General features: G+C 50.5%; 24 protein-coding genes and 1 other RNA gene. 11 read left to right on the forward strand and 14 right to left on the reverse strand.

Annotation, left to right across the window (positions count from 1 at the left end; all coding sequences use genetic code 11):
• Nucleotides 1–3: 3 nt before the first annotated feature.
• Nucleotides 4–1,125, reverse strand: a complete 1,122-nt coding sequence (tyrA, locus tag QUE74_RS17000) for a bifunctional chorismate mutase/prephenate dehydrogenase (RefSeq protein ID WP_000225210.1) — start codon at nt 1,123–1,125, stop codon at nt 4–6.
• Nucleotides 1,126–1,135: 10 nt separating this feature from the next.
• On the reverse strand, nt 1,136–2,206 hold the full coding sequence (aroF, locus tag QUE74_RS17005; RefSeq protein ID WP_001168045.1) for a 3-deoxy-7-phosphoheptulonate synthase AroF: 1,071 nt from the start codon (nt 2,204–2,206) through the stop codon (nt 1,136–1,138).
• 209 nt (nt 2,207–2,415) lie between these two features.
• On the opposite strand from aroF, the gene QUE74_RS17010 reads away from it, so the two are divergent.
• The 4 genes from QUE74_RS17010 (at nt 2,416) to QUE74_RS17025 (ending at nt 5,163) form a co-directional block, all read left to right on the forward strand.
• A complete protein-coding gene (locus QUE74_RS17010) occupies nt 2,416–2,781 on the forward strand; it encodes a DUF2799 domain-containing protein (protein ID WP_001355408.1) in 366 nt (121 codons plus the stop codon).
• A 149-nt stretch (nt 2,782–2,930) separates the two neighbouring features.
• Complete coding sequence (yfiR, locus tag QUE74_RS17015) at nt 2,931–3,449, forward strand: regulatory sequestration protein YfiR (RefSeq protein WP_001212403.1); 519 nt, start codon at nt 2,931–2,933, stop codon at nt 3,447–3,449.
• Nucleotides 3,439–4,665: a diguanylate cyclase DgcN/YfiN gene (gene dgcN, locus QUE74_RS17020; RefSeq protein WP_000969055.1), complete on the forward strand. Its 1,227-nt coding sequence runs from the start codon at nt 3,439–3,441 to the stop codon at nt 4,663–4,665. The genes yfiR and dgcN overlap by 11 nt, the downstream gene beginning before the upstream one ends.
• A 15-nt stretch (nt 4,666–4,680) precedes the next feature.
• Nucleotides 4,681–5,163, forward strand: a complete 483-nt coding sequence (locus QUE74_RS17025) for an OmpA family protein (RefSeq protein ID WP_000589843.1) — start codon at nt 4,681–4,683, stop codon at nt 5,161–5,163.
• Between the two features lie 76 nt (nt 5,164–5,239).
• On the opposite strand, the gene rplS is transcribed toward QUE74_RS17025, so the two are convergent.
• The 5 genes from rplS to ffh form a co-directional block, all read right to left on the reverse strand.
• Nucleotides 5,240–5,587 (reverse strand): 50S ribosomal protein L19, encoded by a 348-nt coding sequence (gene rplS / locus QUE74_RS17030; RefSeq protein ID WP_000065253.1) that lies wholly within the window; start codon nt 5,585–5,587, stop codon nt 5,240–5,242.
• Nucleotides 5,588–5,628: 41 nt separating this feature from the next.
• Nucleotides 5,629–6,396 carry a tRNA (guanosine(37)-N1)-methyltransferase TrmD gene (trmD, locus tag QUE74_RS17035; RefSeq protein ID WP_000264781.1) on the reverse strand — a complete coding sequence of 256 codons (768 nt, stop codon included), beginning with the start codon at nt 6,394–6,396 and terminating at the stop codon, nt 5,629–5,631.
• 30 nt (nt 6,397–6,426) lie between these two features.
• Nucleotides 6,427–6,975 carry a ribosome maturation factor RimM gene (rimM, locus tag QUE74_RS17040; protein ID WP_000043335.1) on the reverse strand — a complete coding sequence of 183 codons (549 nt, stop codon included), beginning with the start codon at nt 6,973–6,975 and terminating at the stop codon, nt 6,427–6,429.
• An 18-nt stretch (nt 6,976–6,993) separates the two neighbouring features.
• Nucleotides 6,994–7,242: a 30S ribosomal protein S16 gene (rpsP, locus tag QUE74_RS17045; protein WP_000256450.1), complete on the reverse strand. Its 249-nt coding sequence runs from the start codon at nt 7,240–7,242 to the stop codon at nt 6,994–6,996.
• Between the two features lie 136 nt (nt 7,243–7,378).
• Nucleotides 7,379–8,740: a signal recognition particle protein gene (gene ffh / locus QUE74_RS17050; RefSeq protein WP_000460035.1), complete on the reverse strand. Its 1,362-nt coding sequence runs from the start codon at nt 8,738–8,740 to the stop codon at nt 7,379–7,381.
• Between the two features lie 166 nt (nt 8,741–8,906).
• Between ffh and QUE74_RS17055 the strand changes: the two genes are divergently transcribed.
• Together QUE74_RS17055 and QUE74_RS17060 are read left to right on the forward strand one after the other, a co-directional pair.
• A complete protein-coding gene (locus QUE74_RS17055) occupies nt 8,907–9,698 on the forward strand; it encodes a cytochrome C assembly family protein (RefSeq protein ID WP_001338897.1) in 792 nt (263 codons plus the stop codon).
• A gap of 20 nt (nt 9,699–9,718) precedes the next feature.
• Complete coding sequence (locus tag QUE74_RS17060) at nt 9,719–11,005, forward strand: HlyC/CorC family transporter (protein ID WP_010723175.1); 1,287 nt, start codon at nt 9,719–9,721, stop codon at nt 11,003–11,005.
• A 54-nt stretch (nt 11,006–11,059) separates the two neighbouring features.
• On the opposite strand, the gene grpE is transcribed toward QUE74_RS17060, so the two are convergent.
• A complete protein-coding gene (gene grpE / locus QUE74_RS17065) occupies nt 11,060–11,653 on the reverse strand; it encodes a nucleotide exchange factor GrpE (RefSeq protein WP_001296310.1) in 594 nt (197 codons plus the stop codon).
• 122 nt (nt 11,654–11,775) lie between these two features.
• Here grpE and nadK point away from each other — a divergent pair, with 122 nt between their 5' ends.
• The 3 genes from nadK (at nt 11,776) to bamE (ending at nt 14,891) form a co-directional block, all read left to right on the forward strand.
• Nucleotides 11,776–12,654: an NAD(+) kinase gene (gene nadK / locus QUE74_RS17070; RefSeq protein WP_001059169.1), complete on the forward strand. Its 879-nt coding sequence runs from the start codon at nt 11,776–11,778 to the stop codon at nt 12,652–12,654.
• An 85-nt stretch (nt 12,655–12,739) separates the two neighbouring features.
• Complete coding sequence (recN, locus tag QUE74_RS17075) at nt 12,740–14,401, forward strand: DNA repair protein RecN (RefSeq protein WP_000880951.1); 1,662 nt, start codon at nt 12,740–12,742, stop codon at nt 14,399–14,401.
• 148 nt (nt 14,402–14,549) lie between these two features.
• On the forward strand, nt 14,550–14,891 hold the full coding sequence (bamE, locus tag QUE74_RS17080; RefSeq protein ID WP_001203437.1) for an outer membrane protein assembly factor BamE: 342 nt from the start codon (nt 14,550–14,552) through the stop codon (nt 14,889–14,891).
• A gap of 61 nt (nt 14,892–14,952) precedes the next feature.
• On the opposite strand, the gene QUE74_RS17085 is transcribed toward bamE, so the two are convergent.
• Nucleotides 14,953–15,243: an RnfH family protein gene (locus tag QUE74_RS17085; protein ID WP_001117842.1), complete on the reverse strand. Its 291-nt coding sequence runs from the start codon at nt 15,241–15,243 to the stop codon at nt 14,953–14,955.
• Nucleotides 15,233–15,670: a type II toxin-antitoxin system toxin RatA gene (gene ratA / locus QUE74_RS17090; RefSeq protein WP_001300750.1), complete on the reverse strand. Its 438-nt coding sequence runs from the start codon at nt 15,668–15,670 to the stop codon at nt 15,233–15,235. The genes QUE74_RS17085 and ratA overlap by 11 nt, the downstream gene beginning before the upstream one ends.
• Nucleotides 15,671–15,840: 170 nt before the next feature.
• Between ratA and smpB the strand changes: the two genes are divergently transcribed.
• Together smpB and ssrA are read left to right on the forward strand one after the other, a co-directional pair.
• Nucleotides 15,841–16,323 (forward strand): SsrA-binding protein SmpB, encoded by a 483-nt coding sequence (gene smpB / locus QUE74_RS17095; protein ID WP_000162581.1) that lies wholly within the window; start codon nt 15,841–15,843, stop codon nt 16,321–16,323.
• 214 nt (nt 16,324–16,537) lie between these two features.
• Nucleotides 16,538–16,900: a transfer-messenger RNA gene (gene ssrA / locus QUE74_RS17100) on the forward strand.
• A gap of 198 nt (nt 16,901–17,098) precedes the next feature.
• Here the strand turns inward: ssrA and QUE74_RS17105 are convergent.
• From QUE74_RS17105 to QUE74_RS17120, 4 genes are read right to left on the reverse strand one after another with little or no spacing between them, the layout of a single operon-like run.
• Entirely contained in the window at nt 17,099–17,671 is a 573-nt protein-coding gene (locus tag QUE74_RS17105; RefSeq protein WP_000701866.1) for a DUF4376 domain-containing protein, read from the reverse strand.
• Nucleotides 17,672–17,685: 14 nt separating this feature from the next.
• Nucleotides 17,686–19,965: a prophage tail fiber N-terminal domain-containing protein gene (locus QUE74_RS17110; RefSeq protein WP_286331603.1), complete on the reverse strand. Its 2,280-nt coding sequence runs from the start codon at nt 19,963–19,965 to the stop codon at nt 17,686–17,688.
• 23 nt (nt 19,966–19,988) lie between these two features.
• Nucleotides 19,989–20,534 carry a tail fiber assembly protein gene (locus QUE74_RS17115; RefSeq protein ID WP_064226430.1) on the reverse strand — a complete coding sequence of 182 codons (546 nt, stop codon included), beginning with the start codon at nt 20,532–20,534 and terminating at the stop codon, nt 19,989–19,991.
• A 2-nt stretch (nt 20,535–20,536) separates the two neighbouring features.
• The gene (locus QUE74_RS17120; RefSeq protein ID WP_286331605.1) at nt 20,537–21,787 is read right to left on the reverse strand and encodes a phage tail protein; all 1,251 of its coding nucleotides are present in this window, start codon (nt 21,785–21,787) and stop codon (nt 20,537–20,539) included.

Consider the following 21,787-nt stretch of genomic DNA (forward strand, 5'->3'; position numbering starts at 1 on the left):
TTATTACTGGCGACTGTCATTCGCCTGACGCAATAACACGCGGCTTTCACTCTGAAAACGCTGTGCGTAATCGCCGAACCAGTGCTCCACCTTGCGGAAACTGTCAATAAACGCCTGCTTATCGCCCTGCTCCAGCAACTCAATCGCCTCGCCGAAACGCTTATAGTAACGTTTGATTAACGCCAGATTACGCTCTGACGACATAATAATGTCGGCATACAGTTGCGGATCCTGAGCAAACAGTCGCCCAACCATCGCCAGCTCAAGGCGGTAAATCGGCGAAGAAAGCGCCAGAAGTTGCTCAAGCTGAACATTTTCTTCTGCCAGGTGCAGCCCATAAGCAAAAGTAGCAAAGTGGCGCAGTGCCTGAATAAACGCCATATTCTGATCGTGCTCGACAGCGCTAATACGATGCAGCCGAGCGCCCCAGACCTGAATTTGCTCCAGAAACCATTGGTATGCTTCCGGCTTACGTCCATCACACCAGACCACAACTTGCTTTGCCAGGCTACCGCTGTCCGGGCCGAACATCGGGTGTAACCCCAGCACCGGACCATCATGCGCCGCCAGCATGGCCTGTAATGGTCCATTTTTCACCGATGCCAGATCGACCAGAATACAATCTTTCGGTAAAGGCGGTAATTTGCCAATAACTTGTTCAGTAACGTGGATGGGCACACTAACAATCACCATTCCGGCATCGGCAACAATATCAGCCGCTCGATCCCAGTCATGTTGCTCCAGAATCCGCACCTGATAACCCGAGAGTGCCAGCATCTTCTCGAACAGACGTCCCATCTGACCGCCACCACCGACGATAACCACCGGACGCAGAGACGGACAAAGCGTTTTAAATCCTTTGTCGTTTTCACTGGAGTAAGATTCACGCATCACCCGACGCAAAACATCCTCAATCAGATCTGGCGGTACACCCAGAGCTTCCGCCTCTGCACGCCGCGAGGCCAGCATAGATGCCTCGCGCTCCGGAACATAAATAGGCAGTCCAAAGCGGCTTTTCACCTCGCCAACTTCAGCAACCAGTTCCAGACGCTTCGCTAATAAATTCAGCAGCGCTTTATCGACTTCATCAATTTGATCGCGTAATGCGGTCAATTCAGCAACCATAATAAACCTCTTAAGCCACGCGAGCCGTCAGCTGCCCGTTCAGATCCTGATGAATTTCACGCAGCAAGGCATCGGTCATTTCCCAACTAATGCAGGCATCGGTTACGGATACACCGTATTTCATTTCACTGCGCGGTTGCTCGGAAGACTGATTGCCCTCGTGGATATTACTTTCGATCATCAGACCAATAATTGAGCGATTGCCATCTTTGATTTGAGCAACCACGGATTCTGCCACCGCAGGCTGACGGCGATAATCTTTATTGGAATTACCGTGGCTGCAATCTACCATCAGAGACGGGCGCAGTCCCGCCTGTTCCATCTCTTTTTCACATTGCGCAACATCCGCAGGGCTATAGTTCGGCGCTTTACCACCGCGCAGGATCACATGCCCGTCCGGATTCCCCTGAGTTTGTAGCAACGCAACCTGCCCTGCCTGGTTAATGCCAACAAAACGGTGCGGCTGGGCGGCGGCACGCATAGCGTTAATAGCCGTTGCAAGGCTGCCGTCGGTGCCGTTTTTAAAACCAACCGGCATGGAAAGCCCGGAGGCCATTTCACGGTGTGTTTGCGATTCCGTTGTACGAGCACCAATTGCTGACCAGCTAAACAGATCGCCCAGGTATTGCGGGCTATTAGGATCTAACGCTTCCGTCGCCAGTGGCAGTCCCATATTCACCAGCTCAAGCAGCAATTTACGCGCGATCTGCAGCCCGGCTTCTACATCAAAAGAGCCATCCATATGGGGATCGTTAATCAACCCTTTCCAACCGACAGTGGTACGGGGTTTTTCAAAATAGACGCGCATTACCAGATAGAGGCTATCGCTGACCTCTGCGGCAAGGGCTTTAAATCGACGAGCATATTCCAGAGCAGTTTCCGGATCATGAATGGAACAAGGACCACATACTACCAACAGACGAGGATCGCGCCCGGCGATAATATCTGAAATGGTTTTACGCGAGTCAGCAATCTGGGCTTCCTGTTGCAGGCTTAATGGAAAAGCGGCCTTCAGTTGTTCCGGAGTCATTAAAACTTGTTCGTCGGTAATATGTACGTTATTCAGCGCGTCTTTTTGCATGATGGCGATCCTGTTTATGCTCGTTTGCGATAGTTGATCCTCAGCGAGGATGACGTAACGATAACACATAAAGTAAAGTTTTCAATCCATATTTCGTACATTTTTCTTTACACAAGCAATTTATTCGCGCTTTTAACCCTTGTTTATGTATAAATAAATTTACATCGCCTTTGAAAACAATCCGCTATGCTTTGAAAAAGGAGAAAGAAATGATGAAAAAGTTTATCGCCCCCTTGTTGGCTTTACTGGTTAGCGGATGTCAGATTGATCCTTATACTCACGCGCCAACCTTGACCAGCACCGACTGGTATGATGTTGGTATGGAAGATGCGATATCGGGCAACGCCATAAAAGAAGACGATGCATTTAGCGATTCACAGGCGGATCGCGGTCTATACCTTAAAGGATATGCCGAAGGACAAAAGAAAACTTGCCAGACCGATTTTACTTATGCCCGAGGACTTTCCGGTAAAATCTTTCCTGCCAGCTGCAACAATGTTGAAAATGCCAGCCAACTGCATGAAGTATGGCAAAAAGGGGCTGATGAAAATGCCAGCACAATACGATTAAATTAATTAAACCCCCACAAATAAATTAAACATGAGATTCTACTCATTGTGTTTTATTTCTCACATTGATGACGAACGCATGAAAGAATGATATTTTAATGAGCATTCTGAAAAAATATCGATGCATTTCGAGCGAAGATGGTGAGGATCCCTGAATGCGTTTTTCTCACCGACTGTTCTTACTGCTGATTCTCCTGCTGACGGGAGCACCAATACTCGCTCAGGAACCTTCTGACGTTGCGAAAAACGTGCGTATGATGGTTTCCGGTATTGTCAGTTACACCCGCTGGCCCGTGCTATCAGGGCCACCAAAGTTATGTATCTTTTCATCTTCACGTTTTAGTACCGCCCTACAAGAGAATGCCGCGACATCTTTGCCTTATTTGCCTGTCATCATTCACACTCAACAAGAGGCGATGATTTCAGGCTGCAATGGTTTTTATTTTGGCAAGGAGTCACCGACATTCCAGATGGAATTAACCGAACAATATCCGTCAAAGGCGTTATTATTAATTGCCGAACAAAATACCGATTGCATTATTGGTAGCGCCTTTTGTCTGATCATCCACAATAATGACGTCAGATTTGCCGTAAACCTGGATGCCTTATCGCGTAGCGGTGTAAAGGTCAACCCGGATGTCTTAATGCTCGCACGGAAGAAAAATGATGGATAACGATAATTCTCTTAATAAGCGCCCCACGTTTAAAAGAGCATTACGCAACATCAGTATGACCAGCATATTTATCACTATGATGCTGATCTGGTTGCTGCTTTCCGTGACCTCGGTGCTGACCCTGAAACAGTACGCGCAAAAAAACCTGGCACTGACAGCAGCAACAATGACTTACAGTCTGGAAGCAGCGGTCGTTTTTGCCGATGGCCCTGCAGCAACTCAAACACTGGCAGCGCTGGGGAAGCAAGGGCAATTTTCAACTGCAGAAGTGCGTGATAAGCAGCAAAATATTCTGGCATCCTGGCATTACACCCGTAAGGATCCAGGCGATACTTTCAGCAATTTCATAAGCCACTGGCTCTTCCCTGCCCCCATCACTCAGCCGATTCGTCACAATGGTGAAACCATTGGCGAAGTACGCTTAACCGCTCGCGACAGCTCGATCAGCCATTTTATCTGGTTTTCGCTCGCTGTCCTGACCGGTTGTATTCTGCTGGCATCAGGCATCGCAATTACCCTCACCCGCCATTTGCACAATGGCCTGGTGGAAGCGCTGAAAAATATCACCGATGTCGTACATGATGTGCGTTCCAACCGCAATTTTTCCCGACGAGTTTCGGAAGAACGTATCGCTGAGTTTCACCGCTTCGCTCTCGACTTCAACAGTCTGCTGGATGAAATGGAAGAGTGGCAGCTTCGCTTACAGGCTAAAAATGCGCAGCTGCTACGTACCGCGCTACATGACCCATTAACCGGGCTGGCGAACCGGGCTGCGTTTCGTAGCGGCATCAACACGTTGATGAGCAGTTCCGACGCCCGAAAAACGTCGGCGTTACTATTTCTTGATGGCGATAATTTCAAATATATCAATGATACCTGGGGTCATGCGACGGGCGATCGTGTCTTGATTGAGGTAGCAAAACGGTTAGCTGAATTTGGCGGGCTGCAACATAAAGCATACCGCATAGGCGGCGATGAATTTGCGATGGTCCTCTTTGGTGTACAGTCGGAATCCGAAGTACAGCGGATTTGCTCAGCACTGACACAAATCTTTAATCGCCCGTTTGATCTTCATAATGGTCATCAGACCACCATGACATTAAGCATTGGTTACGCGATGACCATTGAGCATGCCTCTGCGGAAAAATTACAAGAGCTGGCCGATCACAATATGTATCAGGCCAAACACCAGCGTGCCGAAAAGCTGGTGAGATAACAAGGATATATCGATATGATAAAGCACCTGGTAGCACCCCTGATTTTCACCTCGCTAGTACTGACTGGCTGCCAGTCCCCTCAGGGAAAGTTTACTCCTGAGCAAGTTGCCGCTATGCAATCTTATGGATTTACTGAATCCGCCGGCGACTGGTCGCTGGGATTATCAGATGCCATTCTGTTCGCAAAAAATGACTACAAATTGCTCCCGGAAAGCCAGCAACAGATCCAAACCATGGCAGCCAAATTGGCCTCGACAGGGCTAACGCATGCCCGTATGGATGGACACACCGACAACTATGGTGAAGACAGTTACAACGAAGCCTTATCATTGAAACGGGCGAATGTTGTGGCCGATGCATGGGCTATGGGTGGACAAATTCCGCGCAGAAATCTCACCACACAGGGTTTAGGAAAAAAATATCCCATAGCCAGTAACAAGACCGCCCAGGGTCGCGCCGAGAACCGCCGCGTCGCAGTGGTGATTACAACCCCTTAAAACACGAGCAAACAGACAAAAAAAGGGCCAGCCAATTGGCCAGCCCTTCTTAACAGGATGTCGCTTAAGCGAAATCTTAGTTAAGACGCTCTTTGATACGAGCAGCCTTACCAGTACGCTCACGCAGGTAGTACAGTTTAGCTTTACGAACAGCACCACGACGTTTGACAGAAATGCTGTCAACTACCGGAGAGTGAGTCTGGAAGACACGCTCAACGCCTTCGCCGTTGGAAATTTTACGAACAGTGAATGCAGAGTGCAGACCGCGGTTACGAATAGCGATAACCACGCCCTCGAATGCCTGCAGACGTTTTTTGGAACCTTCAACAACCCATACTTTCACTTCCACGGTATCACCCGGACGGAAGGAAGGTACGTCCTGCTTCATCTGCTCTTGTTCAAGTTGCTTAATAATGTTGCTCATAATTTAATCTCTTATCCTGGGTAAACTGATATCTCGGGGGCTTACGCCATCCCATCATGTTTATGTTGCTGTTGTGCGTGTTCCGTTTTGAACTCCGCCAGCAACCTTGCTTGCTCTTCAGTCAGAGCCAGGTTTTCCAGAAGTTCAGGTCTTCTAAGCCAGGTACGGCCCAGCGACTGTTTCAAACGCCAGCGACGTATCTCGGCATGGTTGCCCGACAGTAACACTGACGGAACTTCCATCCCTTCTAACACCTCAGGCCGCGTATAGTGCGGGCAATCCAGCAATCCTTCAGCAAAGGAGTCTTCCGTTGCCGAAGCTTCATGTCCCAGTACTCCCGGAATAAACCGGGAAACGGAGTCAATCAGCGTCATTGCGGGTAACTCACCACCACTGAGAACGTAATCGCCGATTGACCATTCTTCGTCAATTTCGGTTTGGATCACGCGCTCATCTATACCTTCGTAGCGACCGCACACCAGAATCAATTTTTGATTCGTTGCCAGTTCGCTGACGCCTGCTTGATCAAGCTTGCGCCCCTGCGGTGACAGATAAATCACCTTTGCGCCTTCACCCGCCGCGGCTTTTGCTGCATGAATGGCGTCCCGTAAAGGTTGCACCATCATTAACATCCCCGGTCCGCCGCCGTAAGGACGATCGTCCACGGTACGGTGCCGGTCATGCGTGAAGTCACGAGGACTCCAGCTCTGGATGCTCAGCAGGCCATTTTTAACTGCCCGGCCAGTTACCCCGTAATCGGTAATTGCGCGGAACATTTCAGGAAACAGGCTAATTATGCCAATCCACATAGCGCCGTCTTTTACCGTTTATCCGGTGGTTTAAAAACCAGGATCCCAATCTACTTCGATTGAACGAGTAGTGAGATCGACTTTCTTGATAACCTGCCCATCGAGGAACGGTACAAGTCGTTCCTTGATACCAAACGCATCTTTCAGGTTTGCCTTAATGACGAGAACGTCATTAGATCCGGTTTCCATCATATCGACGACTTTACCGAGATCGTAGCCTTCAGTGGTTACTACCTGGCAGCCCATCAGGTCTTTCCAGTAGTAGTCACCCTCTTCAAGCTGAGGCAGCTGCGATGAATCCACGACAATTTCACAATTCGTCAGCAGGTTCGCCGCATCACGATCGTCAACGCCTTTCAGCTTGATGATCATGTCCTGATTGTGGTGCTTCCAGCTTTCCAGCTGGACTTGCTGCCACTGACCCGCCTTCTGGATAAACCAGGGCTGATAGTCAAAAATGCTTTCGGCGTCTTCGGTGGAAGAAAACACTCTGAGCCACCCACGAATACCGTAAGACGAACCCATTTTTCCCAAAACGATGGGATCAACAGGTGCTTGCGCGGTGAGTTGTTTGCTCATCATGACCACCGTGACAGATTAAGCTGCTTTGTTTACTTCTTTGATCAGCGCAGCAACGCGATCAGAAATAGTTGCGCCCTGGCCAACCCAGTGAGCGATGCGATCCAGATCCAGGCGAGTGCCTTCTTCTTTTTCGCTAGCGATTGGGTTGAAGAAACCAACGCGCTCGATGAAGCGACCGTTGCGTGCATTACGGCTGTCAGCGACAACAACCTGGTAGAACGGACGCTTTTTAGCGCCGTGACGTGCTAAACGAATAGTTACCATAACATCCTCTTGTGTGAATAAAACAACCGGACCCCATCGAGGAACGGAGTCCGGTGTCATATTAAAAGCCCGAAAATTTTACTGATTTCTGGAGAAAATGCAATCAGCAGTTAATAACTCTGTCGCATAAGGTCATTTAGCGACCAGGAAATCCCGGCGGCATCATCCCTTTCATGCTTCTCATCATCTTCGCCATTCCGCCCTTCTTCATTTTCTTCATCATGCGCTGCATGTCGTCGAACTGTTTCAGAAGACGGTTAACGTCCTGCACCTGCATACCGCAACCGGCAGCGATACGGCGTTTACGCGAACCTTTGATGATTTCTGGCTTAGCGCGCTCTTTCATCGTCATCGAGTTGATGATGGCTTCCATACGCACCAGCACTTTATCGTCCATCTGCGACTTGACGTTATCCGGGATCTGCCCCATGCCCGGCAGTTTGCCCATCAGGCTAGCCATGCCGCCCATATTTTTCATCTGGCGCAGTTGCTCAAGGAAGTCGTTGAGATCGAAGCCGTCACCTTTTTTCAGCTTGCTGGCTAATTTCTCTGCCTGCGCGCGGTCAACTTTGCTTTCGATATCTTCGATCAGCGACAGTACGTCGCCCATGCCGAGAATACGGGAAGCGATACGGTCCGGATGGAACGGCTCCAGCGCCTCAGTTTTCTCGCCAACACCGAGGAACTTGATCGGTTTGCCCGTAATGTGACGAATAGAGAGCGCCGCACCGCCACGGGCATCGCCGTCGACTTTAGTCAGTACCACACCGGTCAGCGGTAACGCTTCATTGAATGCTTTTGCCGTATTGGCCGCATCCTGACCGGTCATGGCGTCAACCACGAACAAAGTTTCAACCGGATTAATCGATGCATGGACCTGCTTGATCTCGTCCATCATCGCTTCGTCAACGTGCAAACGACCGGCGGTATCCACCAGCAACACGTCGTAGAATTTCAGTTTGGCTTCTTTCAGCGCCGCGTTAACGATATCAACCGGCTTCTGACCAACATCAGAAGGGAAGAAATCAACACCCACCTGCTCTGCCAGCGTCTCCAGCTGTTTGATTGCCGCCGGACGATAAACGTCGGCAGAAACCACCAGCACTTTTTTCTTGTGCTTCTCACGCAGGAACTTACCGAGCTTGCCCACGCTGGTTGTTTTACCGGCACCTTGCAGGCCCGCCATCAGTACCACCGCTGGCGGTTGCGCAGCCAGATTCAGGGTCTGGTTCTCTTCGCCCATCGCCGCAACCAGTTCGTTACGGACGATTTTGACGAACTCCTGCCCCGGCGTCAGGCTCTTATTAACTTCATGACCAACCGCTTTCTCTTTTACGCGATTGATAAACTCACGCACTACCGGCAGGGCGACGTCCGCCTCCAGCAGCGCCATGCGCACTTCGCGCAGCGTATCTTTTACGTTGTCTTCAGTGAGGCGTCCACGGCCACTGATATTGCGCAGCGTGCGCGACAAACGATCGGTTAAATTATCAAACATTGTCTCTCGCCTGGGGTGGAAACGGTTGGCCGCAATCGCGACACATCATCAGTATTTTGCCGCAGTATAACATGAAGGCGTCTTTGTTGTTATGCAACGGTTGGAGCAGCGTTCACCTGACGCTATACTGCTTCTCTTTCTTATTGCTCAAACTGTCGACATTACTATGCCCGTTTTTGCTCTGCTCGCGCTTGTCGCCTACTCCGTCAGTCTTGCGCTGATTGTTCCCGGTCTGCTGCAAAAAAACGGCGGCTGGCGGCGCATGGCTATTATTTCTGCGGTCATCGCGCTGGTCTGCCACGCAATCGCTCTGGAAGCCCGCATCTTGCCCGACGGTGATAGCGGACAAAACCTCAGCTTACTGAACGTTGGTTCGCTGGTCAGTTTGATGATCTGTACGGTAATGACCATCGTGGCTTCCCGCAATCGTGGCTGGTTACTGCTACCCATTGTCTATGCCTTTGCGCTTATCAACCTGGCGCTGGCAACCTTTATGCCCAATGAATACATCACCCATCTGGAAGCAACGCCTGGGATGCTGGTGCACATTGGCTTATCGCTCTTTTCCTATGCCACGCTGATTATCGCCGCTCTGTATGCATTACAACTGGCGTGGATTGATTACCAACTGAAGAACAAGAAGCTGGCGTTTAACCAGGAAATGCCGCCGTTGATGAGTATCGAGCGTAAAATGTTCCACATCACGCAGATTGGCGTGGTGCTGTTAACGCTCACTCTTTGCACTGGCCTGTTCTACATGCACAACTTATTTAGCATGGAAAATATCGACAAGGCCGTGCTCTCTATCGTGGCGTGGTTTGTCTATATTGTGCTGCTGTGGGGACATTATCATGAAGGATGGCGTGGACGCCGCGTCGTCTGGTTTAACGTTGCGGGTGCAGTCATTCTGACACTGGCCTACTTCGGCAGCCGAATTGTCCAGCAGTTAATCAGCTAAACCCAGAAAAGGAGTTTCCCCTGGAACACATTTCTACTACTACGTTGATCATTATTCTGATCATCATGGTGGTCATTTCAGCCTATTTTTCCGGGTCCGAAACCGGAATGATGACACTCAACCGCTATCGTCTGCGGCATATGGCGAAACAGGGTAATCGCTCGGCCAAACGCGTCGAAAAATTGCTGCGTAAGCCAGACCGCCTGATAAGCCTGGTGTTAATCGGCAATAACCTGGTCAATATTCTTGCCTCCGCGCTCGGTACTATTGTGGGGATGCGTTTGTACGGGGATGCGGGCGTGGCAATTGCGACTGGTGTACTAACTTTTGTCGTACTGGTTTTTGCTGAAGTATTGCCGAAAACCATTGCCGCGCTGTACCCGGAAAAAGTCGCCTATCCAAGTAGTTTTCTGCTGGCACCGCTACAAATTTTGATGATGCCGCTGGTCTGGTTGCTGAATGCTATTACCCGAATGTTAATGCGCATGATGGGCATCAAAACCGATATCGTGGTTAGCGGCTCTTTGAGCAAAGAAGAGTTGCGTACTATCGTGCACGAATCGCGCTCACAAATTTCCCGTCGCAATCAGGATATGCTGCTGTCGGTACTCGATCTGGAAAAGATGACCGTCGATGACATCATGGTGCCGCGTAGTGAAATTATCGGTATTGATATCAACGATGACTGGAAATCGATTCTCCGCCAACTCTCCCACTCACCTCACGGACGCATCGTGCTCTACCGTGACTCGCTGGACGACGCCATCAGTATGCTGCGTGTGCGTGAAGCCTGGCGGTTGATGTCGGAGAAAAAAGAGTTCACCAAAGAAACCATGCTACGCGCCGCGGACGAAATCTATTTTGTCCCGGAAGGTACGCCGCTCAGCACGCAGCTGGTGAAGTTTCAGCGCAACAAAAAGAAAGTCGGCCTGGTCGTCAACGAGTATGGAGATATTCAGGGTCTGGTGACGGTCGAAGATATTCTCGAAGAGATTGTTGGTGATTTCACCACGTCGATGTCGCCAACGCTCGCCGAAGAGGTCACGCCGCAAAACGACGGTTCGGTGATTATCGATGGCACTGCCAACGTGCGGGAAATCAACAAAGCCTTTAACTGGCATCTACCGGAAGATGATGCACGAACGGTTAATGGCGTCATTCTTGAGGCACTGGAAGAGATTCCTGTCGCAGGAACTCGCGTGCGTATTGGCGAGTACGATATCGATATTCTCGATGTACAGGACAATATGATTAAGCAGGTAAAAGTTTTTCCTGTGAAACCGCTGCGTGAGAGTGTGGCGGAGTAACGAAAACGGCCCGGCATTCGCATGCTGGGCCGTGATTTATTACGAAAGCAGAAATTAAGCTTTTGCTTTCGCTACAGTAACCATCGCCGCACGAATCGTACGACCATTCAGCGTATAACCCTTCTGCATAATACCCAGTACGTTACCTGGCGCAACGTCATCAGATTCCACCATTGCGATGGCCTGATGCACATTCGGGTCCAGCGGCACGTTAGTTTCGGCGATCACTTCAACGCCAAACTTACGCACAACATCCAGCATCGACTTCAGCGTCAGCTCAATACCTTCAACCATCGCGGACATATCCGGGTTAGCTTTATCAGCCACTTCCAGCGCACGATCCAGGCTATCAATCACCGGCAGCAATTCGTTGATGAATTTCTCCAGCGCGAATTTATGTGCTTTTTCGATATCCAGTTCAGTACGACGACGCAGGTTTTCCATTTCGGCTTTTACGCGCAAAATGCCGTCACGTTCACGGGTCTGGGCTTCAGCCAGCTGAGCTTCGAGATTCGCAATTTTTTCATCGCGCGGATCCACCTGCTCAGCAGAAGCTTCTGGCTCAACTGCCTCAATCTCTTCGTGCTGATCCATGATAATTTCTTCCGGGGCTTGCCCCTCAGGCGTTTTCTGTTCTTTACTACTCATGAATTTCTCCGCGTTTTTTTCGCATTCATCTCGCTAACTTCGCTTATTATGGGGATCAGTTTCAGGGTTTCAAGGGAAGCACTCACATTGTCATCAATCTTCGCAACAAGGACCTCGGAAAAATGAATAATCATTTCAAGTGTATTGGCATTGTGGGACACCCACGGCACCCTACTGCACTGACAACACATGAAATGCTCTACCGCTGGCTGTGCACAAAAGGTTACGAGGTCATCGTTGAGCAACAAATCGCTCACGAACTGCAACTGAAGAATGTGAAAACTGGCACGCTCGCGGAGATTGGGCAACTGGCTGATCTCGCGGTAGTCGTTGGTGGCGACGGTAATATGCTGGGCGCGGCGCGCACACTCGCCCGTTACGATATTAAAGTTATTGGAATCAACCGTGGCAACCTGGGTTTCCTGACCGACCTTGACCCCGATAACGCTCAGCAACAATTAGCCGATGTGCTGGAAGGTCACTACATCAGCGAGAAACGTTTTTTGCTGGAAGCGCAAGTCTGTCAGCAAGATTGCCAAAAGCGCATCAGCACCGCGATAAATGAAGTGGTGCTTCACCCAGGAAAAGTGGCGCATATGATTGAATTCGAAGTATATATCGACGAGATCTTTGCGTTTTCGCAGCGTTCCGATGGCCTGATTATTTCGACACCTACAGGCTCTACTGCCTATTCTCTCTCGGCAGGCGGTCCAATCCTGACGCCTTCTCTGGATGCGATTACCCTGGTGCCCATGTTCCCGCATACGTTGTCAGCACGACCACTGGTCATAAACAGCAGCAGCACGATCCGTCTGCGTTTTTCACATCGCCGTAACGACCTGGAAATCAGTTGCGACAGTCAGATAGCACTGCCGATTCAGGAAGGAGAAGATGTCCTGATTCGTCGCTGTGATTACCATCTGAATCTGATTCATCCGAAAGATTACAGTTATTTCAATACATTAAGCACCAAGCTCGGCTGGTCAAAAAAATTATTCTAATTTTACGCCAGCCTCTTTACTGTATATAAAACCAGTTTATACTGTACACAATAACAGTAATGGTTTTTCATACAGGAAAACAACTATGTTGGCACAACTGACCATCAGCAACTTTGCTATCGTTCGTGAGCTTGAGATTGATTTTCACAGCGGCATGACCGTAATCACCGGCGAGACTGGCGCGGGTAAATCTATTGCAATAGATGCCCTGGGCCTTTGTCTCGGCGGTCGCGCTGAAGCCGACATGGTGCGTACCGGCGCTGCTCGCGCAGATCTGTGCGCCCGTTTTTCTCTGAAAGATACACCCGCAGCACTGCGCTGGCTGGAAGAAAACCAACTGGAAGATGGCCGTGAATGCCTGCTTCGTCGCGTAATCAGTAGCGATGGTCGCTCTCGTGGTTTTATCAACGGTACAGCTGTTCCACTGTCACAACTGCGCGAACTGGGCCAGTTGCTCATTCAGATCCATGGTCAGCACGCCCATCAATTACTCACCAAACCCGAGCACCAAAAATTCCTGCTTGATGGCTATGCCAATGAAACCTCTCTGCTTCAGGAAATGACCGCACGTTATCAGTTGTGGCATCAAAGCTGCCGCGACCTCGCGCATCATCAACAGTTAAGTCAGGAACGCGCCGCTCGTGCGGAGCTGCTGCAATACCAATTAAAAGAACTGAACGAATTTAATCCGCAGCCCGGAGAGTTTGAGCAAATCGACGAAGAGTACAAACGTCTGGCGAACAGCGGTCAATTGCTGACCACCAGCCAGAATGCATTGGCATTAATGGCCGACGGCGAAGACGCAAACCTGCAAAGTCAGCTTTACACGGCTAAACAACTGGTGAGCGAATTGATTGGCATGGACAGCAAACTGTCCGGCGTACTTGATATGCTGGAAGAAGCTACCATCCAGATTGTTGAAGCCAGCGACGAACTACGCCACTACTGCGATCGTCTGGATCTCGATCCCAACCGACTGTTTGAACTTGAACAGCGCATCTCAAAACAGATTTCGCTGGCACGTAAACATCACGTCAGCCCTGAGGTATTGCCACAGTATTACCAGTCGCTACTGGAAGAGCAGCAGCAACTGGACGATCAGGCCGACTCACAAGAAACGCTCGCGCTGGCGGTAACGAAACATCATCAGCAGGCACTGGAAACGGCGCGCGCGTTACACCAGCAACGCCAGCATTATGCAAATGAGTTGGCACAGCTGATCACCGACAGTATGCATGCACTCTCTATGCCGCATGGGCAGTTTACGATTGATGTTAAATTTGACGAGCATCACCTGGGCGCTGACGGCGCTGATCGTATTGAGTTTCGGGTAACCACCAACCCAGGTCAGCCAATGCAGCCTATTGCCAAAGTCGCATCTGGTGGTGAATTGTCCCGCATCGCATTGGCAATTCAGGTCATCACAGCGCGTAAAATGGAAACCCCGGCACTGATTTTTGATGAAGTGGATGTAGGGATTAGCGGTCCAACAGCGGCAGTTGTCGGCAAACTGCTGCGTCAACTCGGCGAATCAACTCAGGTGATGTGTGTTACCCACCTGCCACAAGTCGCGGGATGTGGTCATCAACACTATTTTGTCAGCAAAGAAACCGATGGTGCGATGACAGAAACGCATATGGAGTCGCTGGACAAAAAAGCGCGGTTACAAGAGCTGGCGCGCCTGCTTGGTGGCAGTGAAGTCACACGTAACACACTGGCGAATGCGAAAGAACTGCTTGCGGCGTAAACTTTTTTCCTGCTTCACGGTCAGAGTAAACAGCAAAACGCCGTAAGACCGGAAAGCAAAAGGTTTTAAAGTGATGAAAGGTCTATTATCATCGGCATATTACAGATGAGCCACGTACTGCTCGGGCCCGAAAAGGAATCAAATCACTATGCGCTGTAAAACGCTGACTGCTGCAGCAGCAGTACTATTGATGTTGACCGCAGGCTGTTCCACTCTGGAGCGAGTGGTTTACCGTCCTGACATCAACCAGGGGAACTATCTGACCGCTAACGACGTATCCAAAATACGTGTTGGCATGACGCAACAACAAGTTGCGTACGCATTGGGTACACCGCTGATGTCCGATCCATTTGGTACGAATACCTGGTTCTATGTCTTCCGCCAGCAACCAGGTCATGAAGGTGTAACGCAGCAAACGCTGACGCTGACCTTTAACAGTAGCGGGGTGTTGACCAACATTGATAACAAACCTGCGCTGAGTGGTAACTAATAATAAAGTTGCTCTCAAAGACGTTAAAAAAGGTGCTCAATGAGCACCTTTTTTCTGTCTGTTATTTATTCGCTGATTTTTCTGCTCGTTGCCTGCGAAGCTCTTTCGGATCGGCAATGAGAGGACGATAAATCTCCACCCGATCGCCATCATGCACGGTATCGCTCAGTTTTGCCGGACGGCTGTAAATGCCGACTTTGTTTTTAGTTAAATCGATATCGGTACGCAATTCCAGCAAGCCACTGGTGCGAATAGCTTCCTCAACCGTCGCGCCCTCCTGCAGCGTCACGCGCTGCAGGTACTGCTTCTCAGGTAGAGCATAAGCCACCTCAACGGCAATTTTACCTGGCACTGTAAACCTCTTTCGCACGAACCGTAAAAGCCTGCACCATATTAGCCGCCAGCTCTTTAAACACGCGGCCAAAGGCGAGTTCAATCAACTTATTGGTAAACTCAAAGTCGAGATGAAACTCGATACGACACGCCTCCTGGCTCAGCGGCGTAAACTTCCATCCACCGATCAATTTCTTGAACGGCCCATCCACCAGATTCATAAGAATACTTTGGTTACTGGTCAACTGGTTGCGGGTAGTAAACGTTTTGCTGATCCCAGCCTTAGAGACATCTACCGCCGCGGTCATCTGCCCAGGAGTGGACTCCAGAATCCGACTTCCGGTACAACCCGGCAAAAACTGAGGATAAGACTGAACGTCATTCACTAACTGATACATTTGCTCCGCGCTGTAGGGTACCAGTGCGGTCCGGCTAATCTGAGGCATAACAATTTCCATCAACAAAAATCCAACAAATAATATCATTTATCCTGCTGTAAAAAAAACGCTATCCCGGCGCTGGGTAACATCGGGTTCATGCTAAGATAGAGCCTTGTCCCCCGCAGGATTGATATGGGGTGTTTTCGATTTCAGATTACCGATGATTCACAACGCTTATGACGAAGAAAAAAGCACATAAACCTGGTTCAGCGACCATCGAGCTTAACAAGCGCGCCCGTCACGAATACTTTATCGAAGAAGAGTTCGAAGCGGGACTTGCCCTGCAAGGCTGGGAGGTTAAATCCCTGCGCGCAGGAAAAGCCAATATCAGCGACAGCTACGTCCTTCTACGTGATGGAGAAGCATTTCTGTTTGGCGCTAACATCACGCCAATGGCTGTGGCATCCACGCATGTGGTGTGCGATCCTACCCGTACCCGCAAGTTACTTCTCAACCAGCGCGAACTGGACTCATTGTACGGTCGCGTCAATCGAGAAGGCTATACCGTAGTGGCGCTCTCCCTGTACTGGAAAAATGCCTGGTGCAAAGTGAAAATCGGCGTCGCTAAAGGTAAGAAACAGCACGATAAACGTTCAGACATCAAAGAACGCGAATGGCAGGTGGATAAAGCGCGTATCATGAAAAACGCCCACCGTTAAATCTGCACTCCAATTATTGACCAGTTCCTCACCGCGCCACCCTCTCCGGCGGCGCGAATGAACATCTTATTGGCTATCACATCCGACCCAAATGTTGCCATCCCATTGCTTAATCGAATAAAAATCAGGCTACATGGGTGCTAAATCTTTAACGATAACGCCATTGAGGCTGGTCATGGCACTCATGAATCTGGTATACTTACCGTTACACATTGGGGCTGATTCTGGATTCGACGGGATTTGCGAAACCCAAGGTGCATGCCGAGGGGCGGTTGGCCTCGTAAAAAGCCGCAAAAAATAGTCGCAAACGACGAAAACTACGCTTTAGCAGCTTAATAACCTGCTTAGAGCCCTCTCTCCCTAGCCTCCGCTCTTAGGACGGGGATCAAGAGAGGTCAAACCCAAAAGAGATCGCGTGGAAGCCCTGCCTGGGGTTGAAGCGTTAAAACTTAATCAGGCTAGTTTGTTAGTGGCGTGTCCGTCCGCAGCTGGCAAGCGAATGTAAAGACTGACTAAGCATGTAGTACCGAGGATGTAGGAATTTCGGACGCGGGTTCAACTCCCGCCAGCTCCACCACTTTTGATAGGACTGCAACCGGACAGCGGCAATAAAAACAGCCACTTACGGACACTGACCAGACAGTAAGCGGACTTAAAAAAGACAAAAATATACACGCAAAATGCACGTGCATTTCAAAAAAGCCTCTGATTGTGAAGTCAGAGGCTTTTCTATTTGTAACTAAGAGTAACAATTCAACATAACGCAACCTACCAATTACGTCACGTCAAACGCTCTGATTGAACGCAAATCATCCAGATTATTCAGTTGTTCCTTCATCTCGCGCTGGCGTTCGTGGATTTTAAAGCCCTCCGCCACCATGGCCACCATCATGGCATCGTTCAGCGCAATAAGTTTCTCCCTGGTCAGTATGACGTTGTTATTATCCGCATCAGTCCAGAAAAAACCATCCGGAAGCAGCCCGGCCTGCGCTGTTGCAACCACGGGCGCAAGGCGTGACTGCGAGGTTTTTCCGCCATCAAAACGACGGCCATCAAACGTGAAAATAAACTCAACGTTTTCCTGACTGTCGCGCCATGCCTCAATTTCCCGCCTTTTGGCATCCTTTGCCGCTGCAATAAGTTCCGGCGTGACGGTGAACGGGGCGATTTCGCCCCATTTCCCGCTTTGCAGCTCCTGCCAGACATGCTGGCCTGTCGGGGCCATATCATCCTGTATGGCGGTATACAGGACGAACTCCGTTTCACCTTCAAATAACACCTCGCAGTCAACCGCACCATTTTCAAGATAATGCGCGTTTCTGATGCCTTTCACCGCTCTGATTTTCATGTCTTATTTCCTTATTACTCAATGCGTACAAAAAGACCGATATAGCCACGCGTTGTATCGTGACTAATGCGGGTCCCCGAAAGCGCCGTGTAACGACCGGGGAAGTTGTATTCACCAGCACCGCCAATCACAACCTGCGGTGAGGATGCGTATGTCCCTGTATCGCTAACCCGTGCACTCATAGCCAGAGGGCCAAGACGGGAACCCGGCACAATATCACCGAGCCCCAGAGACGCATCTGCACCAAAACTCTCCCCCTGATATGCCGCCATAATCGGCACACCAACGGCCGGGTATTTATAATATGAGCCTGAGCCCGCCATCCTGGACAGCAGGTACGCCAGTGAATCTCCGTCGTATACAACTACCCGCGATGACATGTTCCAGCTGTTATCGCTGTCGTTGTACCGGTACTGCATATAGTGAATACAGTGTTCACCCTGATAATACTGGTTGTAGCACATCAGGGTTTTAAATTTGCGGACTGTGTCGGATTCACTGTTGGCGTACGGTGACCACATCACATCAATAATGCCGTTAAATTGCGTGGTACCGGTAAGCAGTTGCGAGGAGTCTGTAATACTGACCGCATACCGCCCCGGCGTGACTTTCTTCAACCACTCAACGAAATCAGACAGCCCCTCAAACGCCAGGGCTTCAGTGCTGGTAAATGCCTGACCAAATCCATGCATGCCGGACAGTGCCAGCCTGCCCGGTGTGCGGTCGCGGATATCGCTCTGGGGTTCCATCGTCGCAGCCGCTTTCAGTTCAAGCTCCGTGCGCATGGCCTCAGGCGTGTCCAGTGCCAGTAATGCGCGGGCTTTTTCTGACAGCTGCGCCAGTAAAATCCGGCCCTCTGCACTGAAATAAGGCAGCGTGTTTTCTTCCGGTGTTATCTGGCTGACAGCCGTTAACACGTCATTAAGCGGCTGTTTACCTGCCAGTGCTTTAGTGACCGTTGTCGCAAAGTTCGGGTCATTGCCCAGCGCCGCTGCCAGTTCGTTCAGCGTGTCCAGGGCTTCCGGTGACGAGTCAACCAGTGCGGCAAGCAGTTTGCGAACAAATGCCGCGTTCGCTGTTTCCAGACCGACTGCATCGTCCGGTGGGGTTGGTGTGGTGGGCGTACCCGTGAACGCCGGGCTGTCCAGCGGCGCTTTTGTTTTCGTCTCGTCCATGACGGTTTTAACAGCCTTTGGTGTGGCTGCCAGTTCTTCGCTGTCGTTGTCTGTATCACTACAGAGTTGCACCGGGCCTTTTTGCGTCGTGCTGGCGCTGGTTCCTTTCAGGTCATCGACTATCCGTTGCGCCTCGTCCCTGTGCTGCTTCGCTTCCTGCGCATTGCCTGCGCTCGCATCCTGGCTGGCCTTCGCCTGCCGGGCGTATTCGGCAGCGTTATTTTCATGGCCCAGCGCAACATTTGCCGCATTTTCTGCACTGGTCGCAGCCGAAGATGCTGCTTCCTTATACTGACTGGCGCGTCCGGCTGCATCAACCGATTCATTCCGCGCTGCCCCTGATGCCTGAGCACTGTTTTCTGCCTCATTCGCAAAACGCTCTGCGTCATCACGGGCCGTTGCGGTTGCTGTCACATCCTGCGCAGTCTGTTGTGCGTTTACGGCGGCATTATCAGCGTGACTTTTTGCGTTCTGCTCGCTTTTTGCAGCCGCTTCGGCGCTGGCTTTTGCCTCGCCGGTCAGCGTTGCGGCATCAGCAAGTTTATCGACCGCTTTCTGGACTATCGCGTCAGCATCCTTGACAGCCTGCTCTGCGCGGGCCGCATCCTGTGTGGCAGATGATGCCAGTAACGCCACCTGCTTTTTATCTTCGGCAACGGCTTCTGCATTCTGCTGTACGTTATCCGCCAGCGTCTCGCAGTCGCTCTTAATTTGTTGTGCATCAGCGACATGTTGCCCGGCCTGTCGTTCGCTTTCCGCTGCTGCTTCCGCGCTCTGCTGCGCCTGCGCCACCAGTTCCTCAAAACGTTTAACAACATCCGGCTTGAGGTCGCCTTCATCGAGAGCGGTCAGAAAATCGTTCAACGTACCAGGCTTTGAGTCATCGTATACAGCAATATCGCCAACACAGTACTCGTCGCGCCAGTCCTGTTTCAGATATACGCAATATTTTCCGGTCTGCGCCTTAAAACAGTACTCGCCACAGTTTCCTGTCACCACGTCGGCAACTGTGCGCATCACCACCTCTGAGGTGTTTACCCGGGATTTCAGAATAATGTGGCATCCGGACATAGGGGTGCCTGCGCCATCTATCAGCGCACCTGATATCACTACAGACATAGTTTTTCTCGCGATAAATTAAATCAGGAAGAGGCTTCCGGAGAGACGGGCCATTCAATGGCGTTATATGAGGCTTTATCAGTGATGGGGCTGAAATCCATCGCCTGCAGCGATTTCGCGTAAATGCGGTACGCTTTCAGCTTCTCCCTGTCTTCGTCACTGATTAATCCCAGCAGCAGGTCTTTTTCCCATTCGCTGGTCATGATGCTGACCTGTTTTAACAGAGCATCGCGCTCATCTTCCGCTTTAAGTTTGTAATCGAAAACAAATTCATCATTGCGGTAAAACCAGTAACCCGGCGCAGTGATGCGGCGGTTAGTAGTAATATCCGGTAGCTCAATGATGCTGACGTTGGTGGGTTCGATACCTGTCACATCCTTACCGATCCACACCACACGCCCTCTTTCGTTGTAGGCCACTTTTATAGTGTCACTGGCAAAGTTCTTCTGTTCTTCATACCAGTTTTTGCCGTCCTCCGAAAAAAGCCAGACAATACTATGCCGCTTTGTCATCTGATATTGCTCTGCCGTTTTCGGATTACCCGCAGTAATATTTTTTAAATGCAACATTGTTATACACTCGACGCATTATACCAGGTGCCGTTAATTAATTTCTGAATAGGTCTTGAATACAGTTTTAGTGCTGATGACGGGGCAACATCACCACCAACCACGACATACCCCGAAGGAACGGTAAAATCATCGTCATAGTGCCCGTCAACCCTCTGACTACCCAGCCTGATATCCTGCACACCCACTTTATTTTGAAGATACGCTGACAGCCAGCCGCCCCAGGCGCTGCCATACACGTTACCGTCTGTAGCTAGCTCTGCGTTGCCTGCCCGTAATTTCCCTGTTGCAGCACTGTTCCCGATGACTTTTAACGACGTCAGGCTGTAATTTTCATTATTAATAAAACGAAATACAGCCTGGTTATTGGCATAAACATCCAGGACGCCGTCACTGTTATGCTTAATACCTGTATCGTTATCCCCGAAAGCAATTGAGTTTCCGCCCAGCGCGTTCTGAACGCCGATACCCAGCGCACCATTGACCTGAGAACCGCCGCCAACAGACACTTTATGCGACATGGATATTTCACCCGTCCGCAGATTAATAGTGAACGGTCGAAGTGGACCAATATCGCCATTCTCGCCCTGACCTTCACTGGTAGGGATAAGGTGCAGGCACTCTTCCGAACGACGAAAAATCAGACCAAAGGCTTCGTTGAAAATCCTCAGCGCATTAACACCACGGATTTTCAGTTCCCCGGTCATGGTGTCACCATCACGCTGAACGGCATTTTTTGCCTTGTCCACCGTGGGTTTTAATCCGAGGTTTTCAACGGCCTCATCCCTGTCTTCCACATCCGAAAGATTCCTGTCCTGACGCAGAAACAGACCATCCCCGGTCGCCACATTCAGCGTGACCTGCGCACTTTCTTCCACTGCCAGCCGGAACTGCAGTGTGGCGGTAACGCCATTTACCGGTTTCTCAATGGCTGCACAACTTCCGACGGCATAAAGCTCACCATCGGTGGTCAGCAACCCCGCTTCCCTGACCGTAAACCCCCCCACGCCCTCCGGCAGTACAAGATACGCAATAAACTGGTTTTCCTGATCAGGCGATACCGTCAGACGTGAGATGGTGCCGCGATAAACTTCCCTGACCAGCGCCGTCTGCCCGGCCTCTGGTGTGACAGCATTTCCGTTTCCGTCCCCCACCACAAACCCGTCCAGCACCACCGGCGCACCACCCGCCGCAGACGCAGCCTCGAGCGCTTTCCCTCTGTTTGTCAGAATACTGCAATGTTTCGTGGTCAC

It is taken from the genome of Escherichia sp. 10290, assembly GCF_030295155.1.
Taxonomy (GTDB): Bacteria; Pseudomonadota; Gammaproteobacteria; order Enterobacterales; family Enterobacteriaceae; genus Escherichia; species Escherichia coli_F.